Consider the following 20,753-nt stretch of genomic DNA (forward strand, 5'->3'; position numbering starts at 1 on the left):
TGGCAAGTATAGCAAAAAAATTGCTATAATGTACAGGTGTAGAAAAATTATCGGAGAAAAAGATGAAAAGGTTTCATCATAAGTTTACGTTACCCGCGATTTTAATTTTGCTCATCGTTGCAATCGTCCTTCTTCTCACGGGTATAGCGAATATGCGCAATCAAACTACTTTGCCGCCAAATGGTAATGCGAGTGCGATCGGTGTGGAATTAAATCAGGATTATGGCTATATTGATTTACATGAGTTGCAAGCCAACGGCATTTCATTTGTCTATTTGAGAAGCACACAGGGGCGGTCATACTTTGACGATGATTATTTATTATATCGGGATCAAGTATTAGGAACAAAATTAGCTTTTGGGACAGTTATTGCATACAGTAATGAATCTACACCCACGCAGCATTATCAATATTTTTTGAAAAAAGTAGGCACTGATACCGGTAGTTTGCCAATCTGGATTGAACCAGCAATTGATAACTATGATATTGCATATATCAAGCAAATGGCGCAATTTACCAGTATGCTTTTAAGATTGAATAAGCGCGTTATAGTAGATGTTGCTGTGAAGTACAAAAAGTATTTTCCATATGATGTGCAATTTATTACTGGTGGTAGAAAAGCACCAGATAAAATGCAGTATGCATTTTGGCGCTATACCAATAACGGACGGGTAAAATCAGTTAAGAACTTAGAAGATGGGGTAGTTATGTTAACATACAATGGTACGGTTACTCAATATAAAGAAAAATACGGACAGTTAACACAATAATGAAAAAAGAAATTCAAGCAGTTTTAACCAGATTAAAAATGACTGAACCAACTTTGATTCAGCAAGAAACACGCACCCCTATTTTAAATGGTGCAAGTTGTATAGCTCTTGCTAAGACGGGTACGGGAAAGACCTTGGCTTATGCATTGCCATCATTAGAAAAGCTGGAAAAAGGCAAACCCAATAGTTTAGTGATTATTGCTCCCACAACAGAGCTGGCGGTACAAATTCGCCACGCTATTAACCCATTTATTAATGCCCTTGATTTAACGGGCATAACGCTTGTAGGTGCTGGTAATCGCAAGCGGCAGGAAGACAACTTGAAGAAAAAACACCCTGAAGTAGTAGTTGCCACACCAGGACGTTTTTTCGATTTCTTTTCGGCTAATCGTATTAAAGTTAATCAGATAAAAATTTTAATTATCGACGAAGCTGACGATGTTTTAGAGTTTAATAAAATGGAATTATTAAGTTCTTTAGGACAAAACTTGGCCGCAGATGCGCAAATCTTGCTTTTTGGGGCTACAGAATCTGAAATAACCAAGCAAGCAGAAGATATTTTTGCCCGTACGTTTATTACAATTGATGTCAGACCGGAGCAGAAATCAACCGTAGCAAATTATTTTTTGCAAATAGACAATGCTCATAAAATTGATTTTATTCAGCGTTTAATGCGTCTTGATGGTTTTAAAGGAATTTTGTTTTTTGATTCCAACCAAACTATGATGCGCTTTGCAGGCATTTTAGCACACACTAAAACTAAATTTGGTATCTTGGCTAATGATTTTGGCAAGCAAAACAGAGCAGCAACACTGAATGATTTTAAAGTCGGAAAAATCAAGTTACTGTTAGCAACGGATTTAGCGGCTCGTGGTTTAGATATTCCTGGTGTTACTTATGTGGTAAATTACGATATTCCTAGTGAATTTAACACATATATGCACCGTGCTGGTCGAACTGGCCGCATGGGGGCAAAGGGATTTATTGTAAGCATAGGTGACGACCACGATTTTCGTGATCTGAAGAAGTTACTCGCTCGAAGTGTTAAAATTGAACGGGTATATTTTGCCGGCTTTCATTTGTCTACTAAAATGCCACGTAAAAAGGAAAATAAAAAGCGGGACGTAAATGAAAAAAAGCAAAATGCAGCTCCAAAAGAAAAACATAAAAAGCGTAAAAATAAAAATAAGGGGTATCATCCTCATTATTTAAAAAGAAAGGGGTAAAAATGAGTCGATTAGTTGCTTGGCTGGAAGACTATATTTTGCCTTTAGCAAATAAATTAGGGCAAACTCACTGGCTGGTAGCATTAAGGGATGCATTTGTTTCCGTAATGCCGATCACTATTGCTGGTTCAGTGGCCGTCCTGATTAAGAGTTTAATAGCTGCCGCCAAAACCGAATTAGGCTGGAAAACTTTTGCGTGGGTAATGCAGCCTCTTTCTTTAGTTTGCAACGTTGTCTGGCGGGGGACATTTGCCTTATTTGCGCTCTTTTTGTCAATGTCTTTAGGTTATCACTTAGCTAAAAGTATGGAAGTTGATCCGGTTGCTGGGGCAATTGTTTCATTATCATCTTTAGCAATGAGCATCGCCAATTTAACCAAACTTAAAGTTAACGGCAAAATTATCCCCGTTCACAAAGCTTTTAATATCTCTCAATTTTCAACTACGGGAATTTTTACCGCTATTTTATTTGGAACAATTGGCGTAACAATTTTTGCAATTTGCTTTAGAGCGCGAATCAAGCTTCACCTGTCAGCCAATTTGCCTTATGCGGAACAAATGGCTTTTGATTCACTTGTTCCTGCTATCATTGCCATTTTCTGTGTTGGTATGATTAACTTTGTTTTTCAGACAATTACGGGCACTTTCTTTGGCAATTGGCTCCTTAATTCAATTCAAACTCCACTGGTAAAATTAGGCCAAGGCTTTGGCATGGTAATGCTTGTGACCTTGTTAGTGCAAATTTTCAGCTTTTTTGGTTTTAATGGCCTAAGCGTTTGGGCACCGATTTTAGACTCAATCTGGCTGACTGCACAAAATGTCAATGTTACCGCTGCTCGCGCGGGAAAAGAAGCGCCTTTTATTTGGGTTCGGGGTTCATTCGATGCTTTTGCCTGGTTCGGTGGAGCAGGTGGTACATTAATGTTGATTGTAGCTATCCTGCTTTTTTCAAAACGCAGTGATTATCGCACGATTGCCAAAGTTGCGCTGGCTCCAGGAATTTTTAATATCAATGAACCAATTATTTTTGGGCTGCCCGTAGTGCTCAATCCTGTGTACTTTATCCCATTTGTGGTTGCACCTCTAGTTAACGTGGCTTTTGCCTACGGTGTAAGTATGATGAACTTAGTTAATCCGGTACAAGTGGCAGTGCCGACAGTAGTACCACCAATTATTGGACCATTTTTAGCGTGCAATTATGATTGGCGTGCAATTGTTCTTTCTATTATTAACATGTTAATAGCTTTGGCAATATGGACGCCATTTGTTTTTGCGGCTGATAAAATCGCTGATTCTAACACGCCGCAACCATATTTTACCCGTCAATATTAATTACTAAAAAAATTGGCTTTTAGCGCTCAAATTTGGTAAAGTTAATTTGTTGCGACCCTGTAGTTTATCTGGATAGAACAATGGTCTCCTAAACCGTAGAGGTGAGTTCGAATCTCACCGGGGTCATAGATACATCAGTGATTACTGATATTTGTTGTATAACTTTGGGCTCAGTTGTTAACTGACTTATCAAAGTTATTTTTTTATATCACAAGTAGTGAAAATAGTATCACGGTAATAGAGGCTACTATTAACTGTAATCAACAACATTTAAAAAGTCTGACTATCAAGAAGACAATCAGACTAAAGTTTGAAAAATTTGTTATTTAAGTAAATATGAAAATTTATATTTTTGTTTGAAAAATAAAGATAAATTATAATGTCAGATCTAGATAAAATATGCAAATGATTTAAGATAAATGATGATAATAAAAGCTAACCTGGAGTGTTCGGATTATCATGACCATAGGAATTTTTTAGATTAATGCGGCCATTTCTTTTTTGACTAATTAGTTCGGTTTTTTCTTTTTTAGCCAAATTTTTAGCGTATTCCAAAGCATCAGCCTTGCGCTCAAAGACTTTAGAAACTTTGTCACTCCCGGCAATTTTGACAGCCCATTTATCACCGTGAGTAGTAACCCAAACATTTTTAGTGACTTCTTCTTTACTCATAATTTATTCACCTCTTTTCAAAATAATTATACAGCGAATTAAAGGTAGATGTGAAAGAATACACATTTTAATTTATATCATTTATTAAGTATCATTTTGCTAGTCTAAAAATAAGGACATAAAAAAGCTGACAAAGTGAAATCATGAATTACATGACTGAGCTATCAGCTTTTTTATAACTTTTTTAAAATACCTAAATATTAAATCAGCTTAAATTTAAAGCACCTATTTTATCACCATGACTGACATTGGTGTTAGATACTCTGTCTATGCTTTTAAGTTTTTCCATATCTGTAATAACTATTATTATTTCAGTAGACTTTCCAGCTTTAATTATTTGATCAATATCCATCGTTCCAATTTCATCACCGGCAGATATGTGTTCTCCCTCATGCACTAAGATATTGAACGGAGCACCTTTTAGCTCAACCGTATCAATTCCTAAATGTAAAAGAACCTGAATTCCGTCATCGGTGTTGAATGTGATTGCATGCTTAGTGGGAAAGACAGAAAGTACGGTTCCACTGATAGGGGAATAAAGTTTATTCTCAGTGGGCTTAATAGCAAAACCGTCACCCATTACTTTTGTTGAAAAGACTTCATCCGGAACAGAAGATAGTGGAATTACCTTACCCGTCACAGGAGCTTGAATATTAATTTTTTTTGTAAATAATTTTTTAAATAAACTTACCATTTTTAAACCTTTACTGATACATTGTTTGCCATACATCAGCCATTCTTGTCATGGCTTCTTCAATAACAGCGTGTGAAGTTCCTAAATTTAATCTCAAAAAGTTGTCTGCATTAGCAACATAATCATCACCAATGCCCACTACAACCCCGGCTTTTTCCGCCATTACTTGCGCAATTGTATGCATATCTATTCCACTTGCGGAAATGTCAACCCAAGGTAAGTACGAAGATTCCATATCCATCATTTTCCAGCCAGGAAAAGAACTGGCAATCGCTTCTTGAGTAATTTTAAGATTTTCCTTGATATAAGCGGTACATTGCTTTAACCACTCATCACACTCTTCATAAGCAGTGACCATAGCCACTTGACCCGGTACATTTGGCGATGTTACTGAATTTCGCGCATATTGTTGCCGAAATTGCTCACGGATCTTAGGATTGGGAATTATGGAATATGAAAGTTTTAAGCCACCCAAATTAAATGCTTTATTAGGTGATGTAAACATTACCAAATTATCAAGATACTGCTTGTCTAATTGTAAAGAGCTGGTAAATGGGCCCTTCATTATTTGTTCAGAGTGAACTTCGTCTGAAACTAATAAAACATTGTATTTCTGGCAAAGTTGTGCCATATGAGTAATTTCATCTTTACTCCAGACTCTGCCTGAAGGGTTATGAGGATTACAGAAAAAGGTTAGTTTTGGGTGCTTTTCTTTCATTTCATACTCAATTTTTTCCCAATCAAGGTAATATCTGTTATTAATGTTTTTTAAAGGAACACAAATTACCTTTCTATCATTGTGTTCTGCAGCGTAGGCAAAAGGGCCATAGACTGGGGTGTTTAATAAAATGGAATCAGTCGGTTTGAGTAAGGCCTGAACAATAATATGCATATTCGGTACAGTGCCGTAGCCTAAGCTAATCCAATCATGTTCTACATGATTATTATGCTTTTTAAGTTGCCAATTAATTACACTTTGGTACCAGCGTTCTGTAGAGTAGGTATAGCCATAAGCCCCATTATTTGCGACTTTGGCTAAAGATTTTCTAATTTCAGGTGCTGCTTTAAAATCCATGTCTGCAATCCAAAGTGGAATAAAATCATCCCTGACCTTGGGGAACTTGCTATGAACAATTTTATTATCCCATTTTCGTGCATTATCAATAGTTCTGTCTGCTAATGAATCAAAATCATATTTTTCCATTTTTCTCCTCATTAAGCCGTTATGCCGTTATTCATCAATTTTTCCACACCGTCTTTAACACTTTGTACCTGTGCCCCGTAAACTACTTGGACAGATTTTTCCGCCTTCATAACTGCAAGTGCACCAGATTGTTTAAGTTTGTCTTCATCTATTTTAGACGGATCATTTACTTCTAGTCTGAGTCGGGTAACACAATTGTCAAGAGAAACAATATTGCTTTGACCACCAAGGGCTTCTAAGATGACTTGGGGATCATAAATACCGTTATTTTGGGTCATTACCACGTCACCTTCGCCTTCACGACCTGGGGTCTTAACGTTGTATTTTAAAATGTACCAGCGGAAGAAGAAGAAGTATATTGCAAACCAGATTAGTCCAATTGGAATTAAAACCCACCATTTGGAGTTAGGTTGAAGCCAGCCAAACAGAATCCAGTCTAATACACCACCATCAGTGTTACCCATACATGCTCCAGCAATCATCATTACTGAAAGTGATAAGCCTTGTAAAATAGTGTGAAATACATATAGCAATGGTGCTATAAATAGAAACAGGTATTCCGTCGGTTCAGAAATTCCAGAAACAAAGGCTATTAGGGTAGCCGAAAGAAGTAGGCCTTTGATTCTATTGCGATTTTCTGGTTTGGCAGTGACATAAATTGCCAGACAAATAGCTGGTAAACCAAACATGAATGTTGGCATGAATCCTTGTGAAAGGAAGGCTGTAGCTTTGTGAGAAATTGGTACTCCTGCATTTAGTTGTGCATAAAAGATGTTTAATGCCCCTGTTACAACTTTACCTTTAACAATTGCTGTACCGCCAGCATCCGTAAATCTAATCATTGCAAGTAAAATGTGGTGTAAACCCATTAATTTTAAAATGGATAGGGCGATACCGTATAGAAATGGACCAAAGACACCTGCATTTTGAATTAAGTGTCCCAAAGCAACGATTCCACTTTGAAAAGTCGGCCAAATAAAAGGAATGATCAAACCTACGAAGGACTCAACTATTACCGAGATAATTGGCACAAATCTGATTCCGCCGAAAAACGAGAAGGCGTCGGGTAATTTGATCTCCTGATATTTTTCAAGTAAATAATAAGTGATCAAACCAACCAAGATACCACCTAGGACACCCATTTCCAGACTTTGGATTCCTAAAACGCTAGATTGGCCCATTGCCTGCATTTTGCTAGCTGGGGCAAGCTTATGTTGCTGCCCCAGCATAAAATTAATTCCCATGTTCATGGAAATATATCCAGCTAGAGCTGCTATGGCACCGACCCCTTTGTTTCTTTTGGCTAAGCCAAAAGGCAAAGCCATAGCAAACATTACTGGAAGATAGGTGAAACCAAAGCTGCCCACAGTATTTATAAAAGCAAAAATGACGTTAACAATATGATTTTGCAAAAAGGAAAATCTTGCCATCATTGGCGGAGCCGTAAAGGCACTACCAATTCCTACTAGAATCCCCATTGCAGATAATGTAGCAATTGGAAACATAAACGATTTTCCTAAGTCTTGCAAGAAAGCATAAACTCTAGTTTTCATGCTTTCCTTTTTGATAGGTTGTTCCATATAATTTCCTTTCTCAATATTTGATAAAAAAATACCCAACAACTGTACACAAAAATGTACTAGTTATTGGGTATTGCCTATTTAAAGTAACAAGCCCGTATTTAATTAAGAAGTAACATGAATAATATGAATTAGTAAATATAAGCGATCCGAATCAGTAAAGTTGTAATTAAGCTTGTCTTGTAAATAATAAACAACTTCATTTAAACAACTTGCTGCTTTACGATTATGCTGGCAAAGCAATTTCAGTAGATCCGAATCATTCTGGTTTTCATTTTCAGTTTTATTATTTTTGCTATTAGTTTTGAGAATCAAATAGTGTAGATGGTTCATCAAACGACTAACAGCAATGCTGTTTTCAGAAAATTTCCGACCAAACTTTGCTTCAATTATATTATTTACTCCATTCGAGATTTCCATAAAATTGGAAAAATTTTTAATGGAGCTATCTGATTGTTGAATTTTGTATTCAACAAGATGAATTGCAATAAATCCAGCTTCATCATCAGATAAGGAGACACCTGAAACTTGCTCGATTAGACTGACAGCTTGTTTACCAACCCTGTATTCTTGTGAAAAAAAGCGTTTAATGTCGAACAACATAGGATTAGAAAGTTCCATACCCATATCTATCGTAGCGCTTTACTGCGAAGAAGATGTGGTCTGTTAAAGGAATTAAAAGGTGTTCATCAAAATTAGCATCAATTTCTTCCCTAGCAAGCTGAATTATTTTTTCAGTTAGTTCAAAATATTTTCGTGGTACTTCCTCAGAAAGTTTTTTGAAGGAAGCTAACCACTTATTGTCATCAGATATGGCAGAAAAGACTTTATCTTGAGATTTTAATTTGTAATTTTCTCCTGCGTGAGCTTTAAAGCCAATACCGCGACCCCATATTATCTTCTGTTTACCTCCATCTTCCACGAGTATCACATTATTATTCAATACTTGTGAAATTAGCAAAGTAATCTCCTAATTTTAAAATAGCAGATTCGTCAATCCTATATTTTTTCGTAAACGTTTACAAGATGAATTCTAAAAAATAATTATTGGTTTGTCAAGCTCTATTATCATTTTGACAATATAATTGTATTTTAAAATTATTTGTTATTTAATATATATTATTTGTTTGTTTGAACTTTGCTTTGATCTCACAAGTAATAAAGCTATTAGTTTGCTACTTACTGATGTTCAAAAAGCATTATAAGATTATTAATTTAATTTCAATCATTGCAAAATATACTTCTTAATCTAAGGGCCAGTTCCAAATTTTAGCGATGAGCAATCCGATTATTAAAAAAAGCAGAAGGGATATTCCTAATAGAATTTCTCTGGTTTTAGGTTTATTTCTCTTATCAAAACTGAAGACAAAGCAAAAAGTTGCTAGAACAATCAGAAGTCCAGCAATTAATAATAAGTTAAATCCATGTGCCATTTTTTCACCAGCCTTAGTTACTTGTTATTTATTAAACCATAATTAACTTGTATTTATGTAGTTAATATATTAATATAAGATAGAACATGGAGGACTTTATGAAAACAATTAAAGTGATGACTGTTTTTGGTACCAGACCAGAAGCTATAAAGATGGCGCCTTTGGTCCAGAAACTAAAGCAAGATGAGCGATTTGAAGAAGTCACGGTTGTAACGGCGCAGCACCGGGAGATGCTGGATCAGGTGCTTAACATTTTTAAAATTCAGCCCGACTATGACTTTAATATTATGAAGAAAAACCAATCTTTAGAAGGCATAACAGCTAAAGTTTTGGTTGATATGACTAAGGTGTTGAAAGAGGTCAAACCAGATATTGTTTTAGTTCACGGAGATACAACTACTACTTTTGCTGCTAGTTTGGCTAGCTTTTACCTTCAGTGCCCCTTGGGTCATGTTGAGGCTGGTCTGAGAACCTGGAATAAGTATTCACCATTTCCTGAAGAGATGAACCGGCAAATGACTGACGATTTGACTGATCTTTATTTTGCCCCAACAAAAGTAAGTAAGCAAAATCTAATTAAAGAGAATCATCATTCAGAAAATATCTTTATTACTGGTAATACTGCCATTGATGCTCTAGCAGAAACTGTGCAGGATGATTATCATCATGAAGTATTGGATTTAATCAAACCGGGTAATAAAATAATTTTGGTGACCATGCACAGACGGGAAAATCAGGGCGAGCCAATGAGACGAGTTTTCAAAGTTATGAAACAAGTTGTTGACAGCCACGATAACGTCGAAATAATCTATCCGGTCCACCTTTCTCCCAGAGTACAAAAAGTGGCCCACGAAATTTTAGGCAATGACCCCAGAATTCATTTAATTGCACCTTTAGACGTAGTTGATTTTCACAATTTAGCTAAATTGAGCTACTTTATTATGACAGACTCCGGTGGGGTGCAAGAAGAAGCACCTGCCTTAAACAAGCCGGTTTTAGTTTTGCGGGATACTACGGAACGGCCCGAAGGTGTCGAGGCGGGAACACTTAAATTAGTAGGAACACAGGTTGACCAGGTTAAAAAAGCAATGCTGGAATTACTTGAAAATAAAGCAGTTTATGAGCAAATGGCCCAGGCAAGAAATCCTTATGGTGATGGTCATGCTTCTGAAAGAATAATGGATGATATTGCTTATTACTTTTCGCAACATAAAGGTGCAAGACCAGCAGATTTTAAATAAGCCAAATAAAAAAGCCAGGAAAATTATTTCTTGGCTTTTTTTGCTGCTTTTTCTTTACGAGCTTTAATTTTTTCTTTAGCTCGCGCAATCATAGTTGTTTCTTGCGCCTGAAAAACCGATCTGGTAGTGAGGTAATTGAAAACACCAACCAAAATTTGGTCAACGATTTTTACTAAGAGGGCATCTAAATGGAGCCAGGACAGTCCTACCAGCATTATTAAGCTGTCTGGAATGAGACTAATGATTCTGTAAGTAAAAAAGACCAGCAATTTTTGCCAGGTTGAATGTTTCTCATCGACGTTATTAATAAATACGGCTTTCTGATTAAATACAAAAGAAGCCAGGTTTGAAACTATAAACGCGATCGTATTAGAAACTAAGACAGCGCTATGCCACCACTTATGCAACACCATAAAAACAATAGTATTAATAAGAGCTGCAATAAAGCCAAATACCATATAAACAAATAAGTTGCGGTGTCTTTTAACTAGGTTTTGTGCTAAATGATGAATTTTGGGGTCAGACATTGAGTCAAATTTTTGCGAATCCAATTTTTTGTTCTTAGCCATTTAGTCTATCAGCCATTTCCTTAGCTGCATTATCGATTGCGGCGATAGCATCATCGTCTGGGGCATTTTCAATTGTTACAGGCTTAGTAACTTCTTTAGCACCCACCTGCTTAAATATTTTTTCAAAGTCAAAAACATTTTCACAAAAATGACCAGTATATACTTTATCTCCGCTTCCCATCACCGCAAAATATTTTCCAGATAAATCTATGTCTTTCAATTGGTCGTAAAAATCAGCAATTTCGTCAGTCATGGTGCCTTCACCATAAGTATAGGTGATAAAAATACACAAATCAGCCGCCAAATAGTCACTCGCATCGGTAAATTCGGCTTCGCTGCTTTCAACCTCAAAACCATAATCTTGGAGATCTTCTTCCAGTATATCTGCCATATCAGCATCATTACCTGTCATACTTGCATAGACAATTCTAGCCTTCATTTTGCTCAAACCTTTCACACAAAACTGATTTACCAAAACATTATACCTAATTTTGTGCATTTAATGAAATTCTTTAGTAAAGTTTTAAAAAACGCTATAATGTAATCAAATATCATTTTACAGAGGGGAATTTAAATTTGATTACGATTAAATCTGTTAGAGAACTAAAGGGTATGCAAGCTTCAGGCCGACTATTAGCTTCAATGTTTGAAGGCCTGCGGGATGTGATTAAACCTGGAATTACTACCTGGGTAATTGAAGAATTTTGTCAGGATTTTGTCAAAAGCCGTGGTGGTCGCTTGTCAGAGCAGGGATTTGAGGGCTACAAATACGGTACGTGTATTTCCGTTAATGATCAGATTGCCCATGCTACTCCGCGTAAGGACACCATTTTAAAAGAGGGCGACTTGGTCAAGGTTGATGTTACCTGCAATTTAAACGGCTTTGAAACAGATTCTTGCACGACTTATCCAGTCGGCAAAATTTCTCAAGCAGATCAGGATTTAATGGAAACTACTAAAAAGGCTATGTATTTGGGTATCGATCAAGCAGTCTTAGGAAACAGAATTGGAGATATCGGAGCAGCTATTCAGCATTTTGTAGAAGATGAGCATCATTATGGTGATGTTAAAGAATTGGTAGGTCATGGTATTCAACCAAGCATTCACGAAGATCCGGAAGTACCACATTGGGGTAAGGCCGGTCATGGTTTGCGTCTGCGTGAAGGGATGACTATTACCTGTGAGCCAATGGTCGAAGCCGGTGGAGACTGGCGCATTATTGAAAAAAGTGTCCCGGATCCAAAGGACGATTGGGTATTTTATGCTACTCCTGATGGCTCAAAGTCAGCACAGTTTGAGCATACATTTGCCATTACAAAAGATGGTCCTAAGATTTTGACTTTACAAAAGCCCTATGACGGCTACGAAAAATATTTACCACATTTTGATGAAATGGATGATTAAAGTGCATGGGTAAAAAAGCTGAGGCAATCAGGAAACGCTCTTTTTTATTTTATAAAACTGTCTCTGTGAAATTTTCTCAGGGAGAAGTTTTAACCAGTGCGATAGCGATTGCATACTATATTTTGTTTTCCATATTTCCTTTTATAATCATTATCGGAAATATTTTGCCTTTATTTCATATTGATACTAATCCCATAGCCAGCTACTTAAAGTTAATTTTTCCGGATAAAATTGCTAAATTTATCATGCCGATAATTAACTCATTGCTAAAAAGCAAATCAACCGGGTACATTTCATTTGGTATTATCTTGGCGTTATGGTCCGTGTCTTCTTTGGTAAACGCTATTAGAATCGGTATGAACCGAATATATGGCGTACGCGCTGTTGAATTAAAGCAAAAATGGCAGATCACCGTCTGGACACGTTCGATTACCATTATGTTAACCAATATAATGATTATTGTTTTTGCGCTACTCAATTTAACGCTTATTTTTGGTCAACAAGTTTTAGAATTTTTACGACCAATATTTTCTTTTTCTGTTGGTGAAATTGAAAAAATATTCAGTTACCGCTATCCGGTCATAATTATTACCATGATTGGTTCTTTGTATTATCTGAATTCTTTTTTACCTAATATTAGATTGAAGAAAAAGGTTATTTGGCCTGGGGTTTTTACTACATTATTGGGCTGGATTGTATTGTCTTGGCTTTTTAGCTTTTATCTGCATCATTTTCGTATCAGCTGGGAAAACTACGGTATTATTGGTACATTTATCATTTTCATGTTGTGGCTGAATATTTCATCAATTCTCTTTTTACTGGGGACTTGTGTTAATGCTGCAATTGCGACCATAAAATACGGCGAGGTGCATTACTCAGTAGGGCACTTGGCAGAATATATTCAAAGAAAGCGCAATCGGTAAAAATTGGCACAATGGGCTTTATTTTGGTATATTAGTTTTATGTTTTATAGAAAGTGTAAAAGGTATGAAAGTTAGAAAAGCAATTATTCCCGCAGCAGGCCTTGGTACGAGGTTTATGCCGGTAACTAAGGCAATGCCTAAGGAAATGTTGCCTATCGTAGACAAACCTACAATCCAATTCATTGTTGAAGAAGCCAAAAAGTCTGGTATTGAGGATATCTTGATTGTCACTGGTAAAAATAAGCGGCCTATTGAAGATCATTTTGATTCAAATCCTGAACTTGAACAGAATTTACAGGAAAAGGGTAAAACAGGCCTGCTCAAAATGTCGCAAGAAATTACACACTTGGGTATTAACATTTACTACACGCGTCAGCCTTATCCTGCTGGCTTAGGTGACGCAATTGCTCGTGGCCGCAGTTTTGTGGGGAATGAACCATTTGTGGTAATGCTCGGTGATGACTTGATGATGGATAAAGTGCCCTTAACTAAGCAACTGATTGATCGCTATAATGAAACTAGTGCTTCTACAATTGCTGTTATGCCAGTGCCTCATAAAGAGGTTTATAAATATGGCATAATAGAGCCGGATACTGAGATTAAGCCTGGCTTGATTAATGTTAAGTCTTTTGTAGAAAAGCCGGCAATTGATCAGGCACCAAGTGATTATGCAATTATTGGCCGCTATCTTTTAACTCCAGAAATTTTTCCAATTCTGGCGGAGCAAAAGCCTGATAAGAGTGGTGAAATCCAATTAACAGATGCTATTAACACGATGAATAAAACTCAAAGCGTACTTGCCCATGTTTTTAACGGCGATCGTTACGATGTTGGTAATAAGTTAAGTTACCTTGAAACTTCGATTATTTACGGTCTAAAACATCCCGAAACTAAAGACGCTCTGCGTAAATATATTATTAACTTAGGTAAAAAATTGGCAGAACAATCAACAAAATAGCCAATTAACATTTTTAATAATTATAAAAGCCATTAATAAATGGTTTTTTTTATATAAAATTTTTCTTAATGTCGGGCTAATCACTGTCTTCGGGTAGAAAATTTTTGTATCATGCTGCTTGGAACTTTTTGCTGGAGGATAGATAAAATGAAAGAGATATATATTGTTGCAGCTAAAAGAACACCTTTTGGTCGTTATCATGGCTTATGGGCGGAAAAAAGTGCGATCGATCTAGGTGAAATTGTATTAAGGGAAACCTTGAAAAGCATTAATTTAAATGCGGAAAATCTTGAAGCACTGTTTATGGGCAACGTTTTAGGCGCAAGTTTAGGACAAAACATGGCTCGCCAAGTTGCCTTGAATACCGGTATGAGTCCGCAAAGCAGCAGTGTCACAATTAATGAAGTTTGTGGCTCGAGTTTGAAAGCTTTGCGGTTAGCTCAAGGACAGATGGAAATGGGTGATTTCGGTCTGGTCGCCGTTGGTGGTGCAGAGAGCATGTCTAATGCAATTTACCTGACGGCAAGCAAAGAAAAGCCCAAATTTGAAAGTGAAATGCTGCAGAATGGACTGACAGATGCTTTTTCAAGCTCACATATGGGACTTACAGCTGAAAATGTGGCAGAAAAATACGGTGTAACCCGCGCTGAAATGGATGAGTACAGTGTGGCTTCACACCATAAGGCTGCTGAAATTGTCCAACAGGATTTTTTCAAAGATGAAATGATTAACGTTGAAATTAACGGCAAGACTGTTGGCCAAGATGAAAATATTCGTCCCGACACCAATTTAGCAGCGCTTAGTAAACTAAAGCCGGTCTTTAAAAAAGATGGTAACGTTACTGCCGGTAATTCTTCTCCTCTAAGTGACGGCGCCAGCATGGTTATTTTAGCAACAGCAGAAAAAGTAGCGGAGCTGAATTTACAGCCTCTGGCTCGGCTTGGTGCCTTTGCCGAATCAGGAAATGATCCCGCATATATGGGCATAGCACCATCCTATGCTGTGGCAAAGCTATTGCAAAAAACCAACAAAACAATTAATGATTATGATGTGATTGAAGTTAATGAAGCTTTTGCTGCGCCCAGTGTGGTTTTAGCGCAGAAATTACAGATTCCACCAGCAAAGTTAAATATTTTTGGTGGTGCCATTGCTTTAGGCCACCCTCTAGCAGCTACAGGGACTCGACTGGTCGGCACAGCGATTAATATTATGAATCATATTAATGGTCAAAAAGCGTTGGTTACTCTTTGTATTGGCGGGGGTCAGGCAATTGCATGTGAAATTGAGAGAATTTAAATGAAATTTTATGAATTAACACCTGCAAAAAGAAGGGCCTTACTGCGTCAGCGCGGTATTGAATTAGATGAAATTGATGAGCAGGTTTTGCGTGAACTTGATTTATTAAGTGAAAATGTCATAGGACAATTGCGATTACCAGTTGGTTTAGTGCAGAATGTGTTGGTGAATGGTCACAAGTATCAAGTGCCACTATCTACGGAAGAGCCGTCGGTAGTTGCAGCAGCTAATCATGGCGCGAAGATTGTGACGGAAGCTGGCGGTTTTACTGCTGTTAGTCAACGCAATGGCATATGGGGGCAAATCGTTTTACAAGCTGCTGCTGATTTTAAAATAGCTAAATTACAAGCTTTTTTTCCTGAATTAATCAAACAGGCAAATAATGAATATGCTAGTTTAGTTAGGCATGGCGGTGGTGTAAAAACTATTACCGCAGAACAAGAAAAAGACTTAGTTTTTCTGAAGGTTCTGGTTGATCCAGCCGAGTCAATGGGCGCCAATAGGGTGAATTCTATTTTAGAGTATATGGCTGAGCAATTAGCTGTCTTTTCGGGTATTAAGCAAAAATTATTTGCTATTTTATCTAACTATCCCAGTCAAATAACTAAGGTAGAAGCAGAAATACCAGTAGAAGTAATTGGTGGAATAGCAACTGCACAAAAAATTGCGTTACTAAGTAGAATTGGTCAAACTGATCCTATGAGGGCCGTCACAAATAACAAAGGTATTATGAATGGCGTTGAGGCAGTATTGCTTGCTAGCGGTAATGATACTCGCGCGGTTGAAGCTGCCTGCGGCGTTTGGGCGGTAAAAAGTGGTTCGTATACCAGTCTTAGTGAATGGTTTGTGCAAGATAAAAAATTGCTGGGAAGGCTGAGCCTACCTTTACCGCTTGGTGTTGTAGGTGGCTCCATTAAATCCAGAAAAGATGTTACGCAAAACTATCGGATATTAGGGGAAAAAATTACTAGTCAGGAATTAGCGAACATCATTGCTGCGATTGGATTGGCTAACAATCTGGCAGCCTTATTGGCGATTGCTACTTCGGGAATTCAAAAAGGACACATGAAGTTGCAAGCCAGAAATATTGTTGCTAATTTGAAGGCCACTTCTTCTGAAAAGAAAAAAGTATTGCAGATGTTAATTAAAAGCAATCTTTATAGTCAAACAGCGGCACAAGAATTTTTAAAGGAAATTAGAAAGGAAAACAATGCAAGTCGGAATTGATCAAATTGGTTTTTATACGCCTAATAAATATGTTGATATGGTAGATTTAGCCCATGCTCGTAATGAAGATCCGAATAAATTTCTGATTGGAATAGGACAGCAAAAAATGAGTGTAGCTGATCAAACCCAGGATGCGGTATCAATGGGAATTAACGCGACATTAAGGTATTTGGATCATATTGCAAGGGAAAATGTTGGTTTATTAATAGTGGGAACAGAAAGCGGAGTTGATCAATCCAAATCTGCTTCACTTTTCATCAAAACCGCATTAAACCTACCACCAAATGTGAGAACTTTCGAAGTAAAAGAAGCATGTTTTGGCATGACCGCCGGAATTATGATAGCTCGTGATTATGTGCTTTTGCATCCCAATCACAGCGCAATTGTGATTGGAGCTGATATTGCTCGTTATGGTATTAATACCGGTGGGGAAGTAACTCAGGGTGCCGGAAGTATCAGTGTGCTTGTTAAGGCTGACCCGCAAATAATGACTTTAAGTGCTGGTCACAGCGCTTATAGCGCAGATATTAATGATTTTTGGCGTCCCAACGATTCTGCAGTTGCCCTGGTTGATGGTAAATATTCTAAAGATGTTTACCTCGACTTTTTCAGGCATACATTTACGGACTATCAGAAGCAAACGGGGTTAAAAGCCAGCGATTTCACTGCTCTTCTTTATCATTTACCATTTGTGAAAATGGGCTTTAAGGCTAACCAATTGGCAATTGAGAAGCAAGATGACGGAACTAAAAAGCGTCTAGCAGATAACTTTGCTGCAAGTGCTTGTTATAGTAAAGCAATTGGTAATATTTATACTGCATCTTTATACTTAAGCCTTTTGAGCTTGTTGGAAAATGCTCAGTTGCCCGCGAATGCAAAGGTGGGTTTGTTTTCATATGGTTCAGGTGCTATGGGAGAATTTTATTCTGGTCAAATAGTTAAGAACTACGAAAAAGCAATAAACCAAGCAGCAGATCAAGAACTGATTGCACGCAGACAAAAGTTAACTATTCCGGAATATGAACAAATCTTCAATCAAGCTTTAAAAAACCCGCAAGATGGTTTAACACTTGAAAGTGATGAACAGAGTGGTACTTGGTATTTCGCAGGTACTGAAAATCACATTCGTCAATATCGCAAAAAATAACTAAACAAATAAAAATGCTGCTAAAAGCAGCATTTTTTAGGTTAATCTGACTGCATTTTGGTCAGGTAAAATTTGAATACCGTAAACGGCAATTTTTTCTTTTTGATAACTAATATATATTGGAATACTGCGACCATGAATATTTTTTACTAAGCTGCTGAATTTGCTTTTTGTTAAGGGCTTTTTGCCGGGAAAAAATAGGCAAGCCGTACTAGTAATCTTTACTTTTGCCAACGGAACATTTCTTTGAGCAATAGTTAAATAGAAGCTGGTTTGATTGTTTAAGTCATTAGTTAATTGCAAAAAATCTGTTAATCTCATTTTTTATTTTTCCTATACAAATTAAAAATGTTATACTATAAGATATTATTTTTAGTGAGGATGGCTTAACTAATTGAAAAAATTAAAGCATAAAAAGTTGTGGCTTTCATCAATTATTATTATTTTATTAGTATTTTTAATATTTACCGGGGCAGGTTACTATTTCTTTAGAGTGGCTTGTGTTCCTGGCAAAAAGAGTTTTTTAAGCTCTTCAAGTAAGGTTCTCAAAAAGACTGATCCCCTTTACCATGAAAAAAAGTGGTTTAAAGCTGCAGCTAAACAAAAATGGCACATTGAATCAGCTGATGAAAAGTTTAAATTAGAAGCAAACTTCATTCCTTATAAAAATTCACACAAAACTGCCATAGTCTTACCAGGATACATGGATACTAAAGAAGACATGGGAGAATATGATGCCTTGTTTCACGAATTAGGCTACAATACTCTAACTCCAGATCCAAGAGCACAAGGTCATAGTGAAGGACATTATATTGGCTATGGCTGGCCGGAAAAAAACGATGTGAAAAAGTGGATTTCATACTTATTACAGACAAAAGGTAATCAGCAGCAAATTGTGGTTTATGGCTTGAGTATGGGTGCAGCTACTGCCATGATGACTAGCGGACTGAAATTGCCTCAGCAAGTTAAAGCGTTTGTTGAAGATTGCGGTTACACCAGTGTTAAAGACGAAATCGAACACGAAGCAGGGGTTCTGTACAATATGCCCGCTTTTCCGCGCTTTCCTTTAGTTGAAATTCTGAGCGGCATTAATAAGATCAAAGTTGGCTATTTTATGGGTAATGCGTCCAGCGTGCAGCAATTACATAAAAATCACAGGCCAATGCTCTTCATTCATGGCAGTCAAGACAATTTTGTCCCGACCAAGATGGTCTACCCTAATTATAAGGCTACCAGAGGGCCAAAGGAAATATGGGTTGCTCCTAAAGCTAAACATGCCCAGTCTTTTTCAAAACATCGCCAAGAATATAAAAGACGGGTTGCAGCATTTTTAGCTAAATATGTCAGGTAGGCCGTGCATTATATTTGCTAGCGCTTACATAAGTCTGATATTATAAAATTGTGGTTAAGGTTGACAAAATTTCTATCTCCATAATATGTTTGTTATTGAATCTTTAAAAACAAGTTTATCGCGAAAAAATTCGATTTTTGTATGTTTATATCTGTGAAATTTTTCATTTAAACTGAAAAGTTTTTAATCTACACCTGACCCACAAAAAATAGTTGTCACAGCAAGTGACAACTATTTTTTACCGTAAAGTTAATTTGACAACGCATTCACATCTTGGCGTTTGCGGTAACATATCTACATTTTCAATTAGTCTGACATTATATGCTTCGCTCAAAAGAACTAAGTCTTGTGCCAGAGTGGAGGGGTTGCAAGAAATGTATACAAAAGTTTTAGGCTTCACGCTTAGGATGGTTTTGATCAAGCTTTTTGCCAGTCCCGTGCGTGGTGGGTCAACAATCAAAGCATCAATTGGCATACCATTTTGAACTAATTCCGGTAAAATTTTTTCTACGCTTCCCTGAATGTAATTAGCATTTTTAATATGATTCAATTCTACGTTATGATTAGCATCATCGACTGCTTCGGGGATAGTTTCAATGCCAATAACCTGTTTAACCTGATCAGCAGCTAAGATTCCGAGTGTACCCACGCCGCTATATGCATCTATTAAAGTTTCAGTTGGTGTCAAATCTAAAAATTTTAATGCTTTTGAGTATAACGTAATAGTTTGAACCGGGTTTAATTGGAAAAATGCTCGCGGTGACAAGGCAAACTTTTTGCCCAAAATTTCATCAGTTATCTGATTTTTTCCTGCCAATTTAACTGTTTTGTTACCCCATACCTGGGGGTTGCGCCAGTCAGTTTCATTTTGATAGACACTAACTACGTCAGGCAGGTGCAAAACTTGTTCTGCAAGTTGACCTAAATTTTTAATGTTGCGACCAACAGTAATTAAAGTTACCTGTATTTCATGAGTAGCATATGCTTGACGCACCACAATTGTTTTTAGACCATCAAAATGGCGGTAGGGGTCGGCAATTTTAACGTGCATTTTTTCTACTAAGCTTTTGATTTTGCGTTCAGTATCCTGGGTGGCCTGGCTTTGCGTTGGCATAACTGGTAAATCAAACAATTCATGCGAGTTAGGGGCAAAAAGACCCAAACTGATTTGACCATGAGATTGTTCAATTTGGTATTGCGCTTTATTACGATAATGCCATTCTTCTGGAGCCGGAATGGTTTTTTTAACTTTATACTTACTGTATCCCCGGGGATGAAATTTTTTCAAAGCTTCAAGGACGTTGTCTCGTTTAAATTCAAGCTGCTTGGGATAAGCTAAATGAGCAAGTTCCAGCCCACCTATTGCCGGATTGACTTTAGCCGGAAATGATACTCTGTTTGGACTTTTTTCTTTAATGCGGACCAGTTCCGCATCAATGTAACGGGGATATTCTTTGATGATCTTGGCAACGACCACTTCTGCGGGCAAGGCACCCGGAATAAAAATGATTTTTTTGCGGTAATAGCCGATTCCTTCACCATTAATGCCCAGTCTTTTGATTGTAATAATAATATCCTTATCTTTTGGTTTATTTTGATTAAATTTCTTGTACATAGTTTTCTTTCTACAATAAAATAGTAAATGTTAACAATTTATTGTACTCCCTGAAAAAAGTATTTAGCAAGATTAAACAAAATTTGCTAGCATGGAGTTAAGCACTAGAAAG

The 20,753-nt window shown here is 37.0% G+C and carries 21 protein-coding genes and 1 tRNA gene; 12 read left to right on the top strand and 10 right to left on the bottom strand.

Annotation, left to right across the window (positions count from 1 at the left end):
* Window positions 1-62 precede the first annotated feature (62 nt).
* From F5ESL0260_RS03055 to F5ESL0260_RS03070, 4 genes are all read left to right on the top strand, one after another.
* Window positions 63-770, top strand: a complete 708-nt coding sequence (locus F5ESL0260_RS03055) for a GH25 family lysozyme (protein WP_110445816.1) — start codon at window positions 63-65, stop codon at window positions 768-770.
* On the top strand, window positions 767-1,996 hold the full coding sequence (locus tag F5ESL0260_RS03060) for a DEAD/DEAH box helicase (protein WP_122025812.1): 1,230 nt from the start codon (window positions 767-769) through the stop codon (window positions 1,994-1,996). The genes F5ESL0260_RS03055 and F5ESL0260_RS03060 overlap by 4 nt, the downstream gene beginning before the upstream one ends.
* A 2-nt stretch (window positions 1,997-1,998) precedes the next feature.
* A complete protein-coding gene (locus tag F5ESL0260_RS03065; RefSeq protein WP_122025813.1) occupies window positions 1,999-3,327 on the top strand; it encodes a PTS sugar transporter subunit IIC in 1,329 nt (442 codons plus the stop codon).
* A gap of 53 nt (window positions 3,328-3,380) precedes the next feature.
* Window positions 3,381-3,453, top strand: a tRNA-Arg gene (locus F5ESL0260_RS03070).
* A 309-nt stretch (window positions 3,454-3,762) separates the two neighbouring features.
* Here the strand turns inward: F5ESL0260_RS03070 and F5ESL0260_RS03075 are convergent.
* The 6 genes from F5ESL0260_RS03075 to F5ESL0260_RS09520 form a co-directional block, all read right to left on the bottom strand.
* Window positions 3,763-3,999, bottom strand: coding sequence for a DUF2188 domain-containing protein (locus F5ESL0260_RS03075; RefSeq protein WP_046324549.1), 237 nt, complete (start codon window positions 3,997-3,999; stop codon window positions 3,763-3,765).
* A 205-nt stretch (window positions 4,000-4,204) separates the two neighbouring features.
* Window positions 4,205-4,729: a PTS glucose transporter subunit IIA gene (locus F5ESL0260_RS03080; RefSeq protein ID WP_122025814.1), complete on the bottom strand. Its 525-nt coding sequence runs from the start codon at window positions 4,727-4,729 to the stop codon at window positions 4,205-4,207.
* Window positions 4,704-5,897 carry a MalY/PatB family protein gene (locus F5ESL0260_RS03085; protein WP_122025815.1) on the bottom strand — a complete coding sequence of 398 codons (1,194 nt, stop codon included), beginning with the start codon at window positions 5,895-5,897 and terminating at the stop codon, window positions 4,704-4,706. Before F5ESL0260_RS03085 ends, F5ESL0260_RS03080 begins: the two co-directional genes overlap by 26 nt.
* Window positions 5,898-5,908: 11 nt before the next feature.
* Window positions 5,909-7,477, bottom strand: a complete 1,569-nt coding sequence (locus tag F5ESL0260_RS03090) for a PTS transporter subunit EIIC (RefSeq protein ID WP_199700499.1) — start codon at window positions 7,475-7,477, stop codon at window positions 5,909-5,911.
* Between the two features lie 105 nt (window positions 7,478-7,582).
* Window positions 7,583-8,098 (bottom strand): PRD domain-containing protein, encoded by a 516-nt coding sequence (locus tag F5ESL0260_RS09515; protein WP_233557705.1) that lies wholly within the window; start codon window positions 8,096-8,098, stop codon window positions 7,583-7,585.
* Window positions 8,085-8,438, bottom strand: a complete 354-nt coding sequence (locus F5ESL0260_RS09520) for a CAT RNA binding domain-containing protein (protein WP_233557706.1) — start codon at window positions 8,436-8,438, stop codon at window positions 8,085-8,087. The genes F5ESL0260_RS09515 and F5ESL0260_RS09520 overlap by 14 nt, the downstream gene beginning before the upstream one ends.
* A 570-nt stretch (window positions 8,439-9,008) precedes the next feature.
* Here F5ESL0260_RS09520 and wecB point away from each other — a divergent pair.
* Window positions 9,009-10,151 (top strand): non-hydrolyzing UDP-N-acetylglucosamine 2-epimerase, encoded by a 1,143-nt coding sequence (gene wecB, locus F5ESL0260_RS03105; RefSeq protein ID WP_110445821.1) that lies wholly within the window; start codon window positions 9,009-9,011, stop codon window positions 10,149-10,151.
* A gap of 23 nt (window positions 10,152-10,174) precedes the next feature.
* Here wecB and F5ESL0260_RS03110 read toward each other — a convergent pair whose 3' ends face one another.
* The gene (locus tag F5ESL0260_RS03110; RefSeq protein ID WP_199700500.1) at window positions 10,175-10,720 is read right to left on the bottom strand and encodes a GtrA family protein; all 546 of its coding nucleotides are present in this window, start codon (window positions 10,718-10,720) and stop codon (window positions 10,175-10,177) included.
* Window positions 10,713-11,159: a flavodoxin gene (locus F5ESL0260_RS03115; RefSeq protein ID WP_122025863.1), complete on the bottom strand. Its 447-nt coding sequence runs from the start codon at window positions 11,157-11,159 to the stop codon at window positions 10,713-10,715. Before F5ESL0260_RS03115 ends, F5ESL0260_RS03110 begins: the two co-directional genes overlap by 8 nt.
* Window positions 11,160-11,296: 137 nt before the next feature.
* Here F5ESL0260_RS03115 and map point away from each other — a divergent pair, with 137 nt between their 5' ends.
* The 6 genes from map (at window position 11,297) to F5ESL0260_RS03145 (ending at window position 17,675) form a co-directional block, all read left to right on the top strand.
* Entirely contained in the window at window positions 11,297-12,124 is an 828-nt protein-coding gene (map, locus tag F5ESL0260_RS03120) for a type I methionyl aminopeptidase (RefSeq protein ID WP_046324557.1), read from the top strand.
* 5 nt (window positions 12,125-12,129) lie between these two features.
* Complete coding sequence (locus F5ESL0260_RS03125) at window positions 12,130-13,047, top strand: YihY/virulence factor BrkB family protein (RefSeq protein WP_046324558.1); 918 nt, start codon at window positions 12,130-12,132, stop codon at window positions 13,045-13,047.
* A gap of 64 nt (window positions 13,048-13,111) precedes the next feature.
* A complete protein-coding gene (galU, locus tag F5ESL0260_RS03130) occupies window positions 13,112-14,005 on the top strand; it encodes a UTP--glucose-1-phosphate uridylyltransferase GalU (RefSeq protein ID WP_122025817.1) in 894 nt (297 codons plus the stop codon).
* A 147-nt stretch (window positions 14,006-14,152) separates the two neighbouring features.
* Window positions 14,153-15,301 (top strand): thiolase family protein, encoded by a 1,149-nt coding sequence (locus F5ESL0260_RS03135; protein WP_122025818.1) that lies wholly within the window; start codon window positions 14,153-14,155, stop codon window positions 15,299-15,301.
* Window positions 15,302-16,528: a hydroxymethylglutaryl-CoA reductase, degradative gene (locus F5ESL0260_RS03140; RefSeq protein ID WP_122025819.1), complete on the top strand. Its 1,227-nt coding sequence runs from the start codon at window positions 15,302-15,304 to the stop codon at window positions 16,526-16,528.
* Window positions 16,512-17,675: a hydroxymethylglutaryl-CoA synthase gene (locus F5ESL0260_RS03145; RefSeq protein ID WP_122025820.1), complete on the top strand. Its 1,164-nt coding sequence runs from the start codon at window positions 16,512-16,514 to the stop codon at window positions 17,673-17,675. Before F5ESL0260_RS03140 ends, F5ESL0260_RS03145 begins: the two co-directional genes overlap by 17 nt.
* Window positions 17,676-17,711: 36 nt before the next feature.
* Here the strand turns inward: F5ESL0260_RS03145 and F5ESL0260_RS03150 are convergent, their stop codons facing one another.
* Window positions 17,712-17,996: a hypothetical protein gene (locus tag F5ESL0260_RS03150; protein WP_122025821.1), complete on the bottom strand. Its 285-nt coding sequence runs from the start codon at window positions 17,994-17,996 to the stop codon at window positions 17,712-17,714.
* Between the two features lie 73 nt (window positions 17,997-18,069).
* On the opposite strand from F5ESL0260_RS03150, the gene F5ESL0260_RS03155 reads away from it, so the two are divergent.
* A complete protein-coding gene (locus F5ESL0260_RS03155; protein WP_122025822.1) occupies window positions 18,070-19,026 on the top strand; it encodes an alpha/beta hydrolase in 957 nt (318 codons plus the stop codon).
* Between the two features lie 238 nt (window positions 19,027-19,264).
* Here F5ESL0260_RS03155 and rlmD read toward each other — a convergent pair whose 3' ends face one another.
* Window positions 19,265-20,641 carry a 23S rRNA (uracil(1939)-C(5))-methyltransferase RlmD gene (rlmD, locus tag F5ESL0260_RS03160; protein ID WP_122025823.1) on the bottom strand — a complete coding sequence of 459 codons (1,377 nt, stop codon included), beginning with the start codon at window positions 20,639-20,641 and terminating at the stop codon, window positions 19,265-19,267.
* Between the last annotated feature and the right edge of the window lie 112 nt (window positions 20,642-20,753).

It is taken from the genome of Lactobacillus sp. ESL0260 (genome assembly GCF_003692935.1).
Taxonomy (GTDB): domain Bacteria; phylum Bacillota; class Bacilli; order Lactobacillales; family Lactobacillaceae; genus Lactobacillus; species Lactobacillus melliventris.

Bases quoted from the DNA above. Each gene is read 5' to 3' on its own strand.
- F5ESL0260_RS03055 (WP_110445816.1), top strand. From the start codon at position 63: ATGAAAAGGTTTCATCATAAGTTTACGTTACCCGCGATTTTAATTTTG.
- F5ESL0260_RS03065 (WP_122025813.1), top strand. From the start codon at position 1,999: ATGAGTCGATTAGTTGCTTGGCTGGAAGACTATATTTTGCCTTTAGCA.
- F5ESL0260_RS03075 (WP_046324549.1), bottom strand. From the start codon at position 3,999: ATGAGTAAAGAAGAAGTCACTAAAAATGTTTGGGTTACTACTCACGGT.
- F5ESL0260_RS03080 (WP_122025814.1), bottom strand. From the start codon at position 4,729: ATGTATGGCAAACAATGTATCAGTAAAGGTTTAAAAATGGTAAGTTTA.
- F5ESL0260_RS03085 (WP_122025815.1), bottom strand. From the start codon at position 5,897: ATGGAAAAATATGATTTTGATTCATTAGCAGACAGAACTATTGATAAT.
- F5ESL0260_RS03090 (WP_199700499.1), bottom strand. From the start codon at position 7,477: ATGGAACAACCTATCAAAAAGGAAAGCATGAAAACTAGAGTTTATGCT.
- F5ESL0260_RS09515 (WP_233557705.1), bottom strand. From the start codon at position 8,098: ATGGAACTTTCTAATCCTATGTTGTTCGACATTAAACGCTTTTTTTCA.
- wecB (WP_110445821.1), top strand. From the start codon at position 9,009: ATGAAAACAATTAAAGTGATGACTGTTTTTGGTACCAGACCAGAAGCT.
- F5ESL0260_RS03110 (WP_199700500.1), bottom strand. From the start codon at position 10,720: ATGGCTAAGAACAAAAAATTGGATTCGCAAAAATTTGACTCAATGTCT.
- F5ESL0260_RS03115 (WP_122025863.1), bottom strand. From the start codon at position 11,159: ATGAAGGCTAGAATTGTCTATGCAAGTATGACAGGTAATGATGCTGAT.
- F5ESL0260_RS03125 (WP_046324558.1), top strand. From the start codon at position 12,130: ATGGGTAAAAAAGCTGAGGCAATCAGGAAACGCTCTTTTTTATTTTAT.
- galU (WP_122025817.1), top strand. From the start codon at position 13,112: ATGAAAGTTAGAAAAGCAATTATTCCCGCAGCAGGCCTTGGTACGAGG.
- F5ESL0260_RS03135 (WP_122025818.1), top strand. From the start codon at position 14,153: ATGAAAGAGATATATATTGTTGCAGCTAAAAGAACACCTTTTGGTCGT.
- F5ESL0260_RS03140 (WP_122025819.1), top strand. From the start codon at position 15,302: ATGAAATTTTATGAATTAACACCTGCAAAAAGAAGGGCCTTACTGCGT.
- F5ESL0260_RS03145 (WP_122025820.1), top strand. From the start codon at position 16,512: ATGCAAGTCGGAATTGATCAAATTGGTTTTTATACGCCTAATAAATAT.
- F5ESL0260_RS03150 (WP_122025821.1), bottom strand. From the start codon at position 17,996: ATGAGATTAACAGATTTTTTGCAATTAACTAATGACTTAAACAATCAA.
- rlmD (WP_122025823.1), bottom strand. From the start codon at position 20,641: ATGTACAAGAAATTTAATCAAAATAAACCAAAAGATAAGGATATTATT.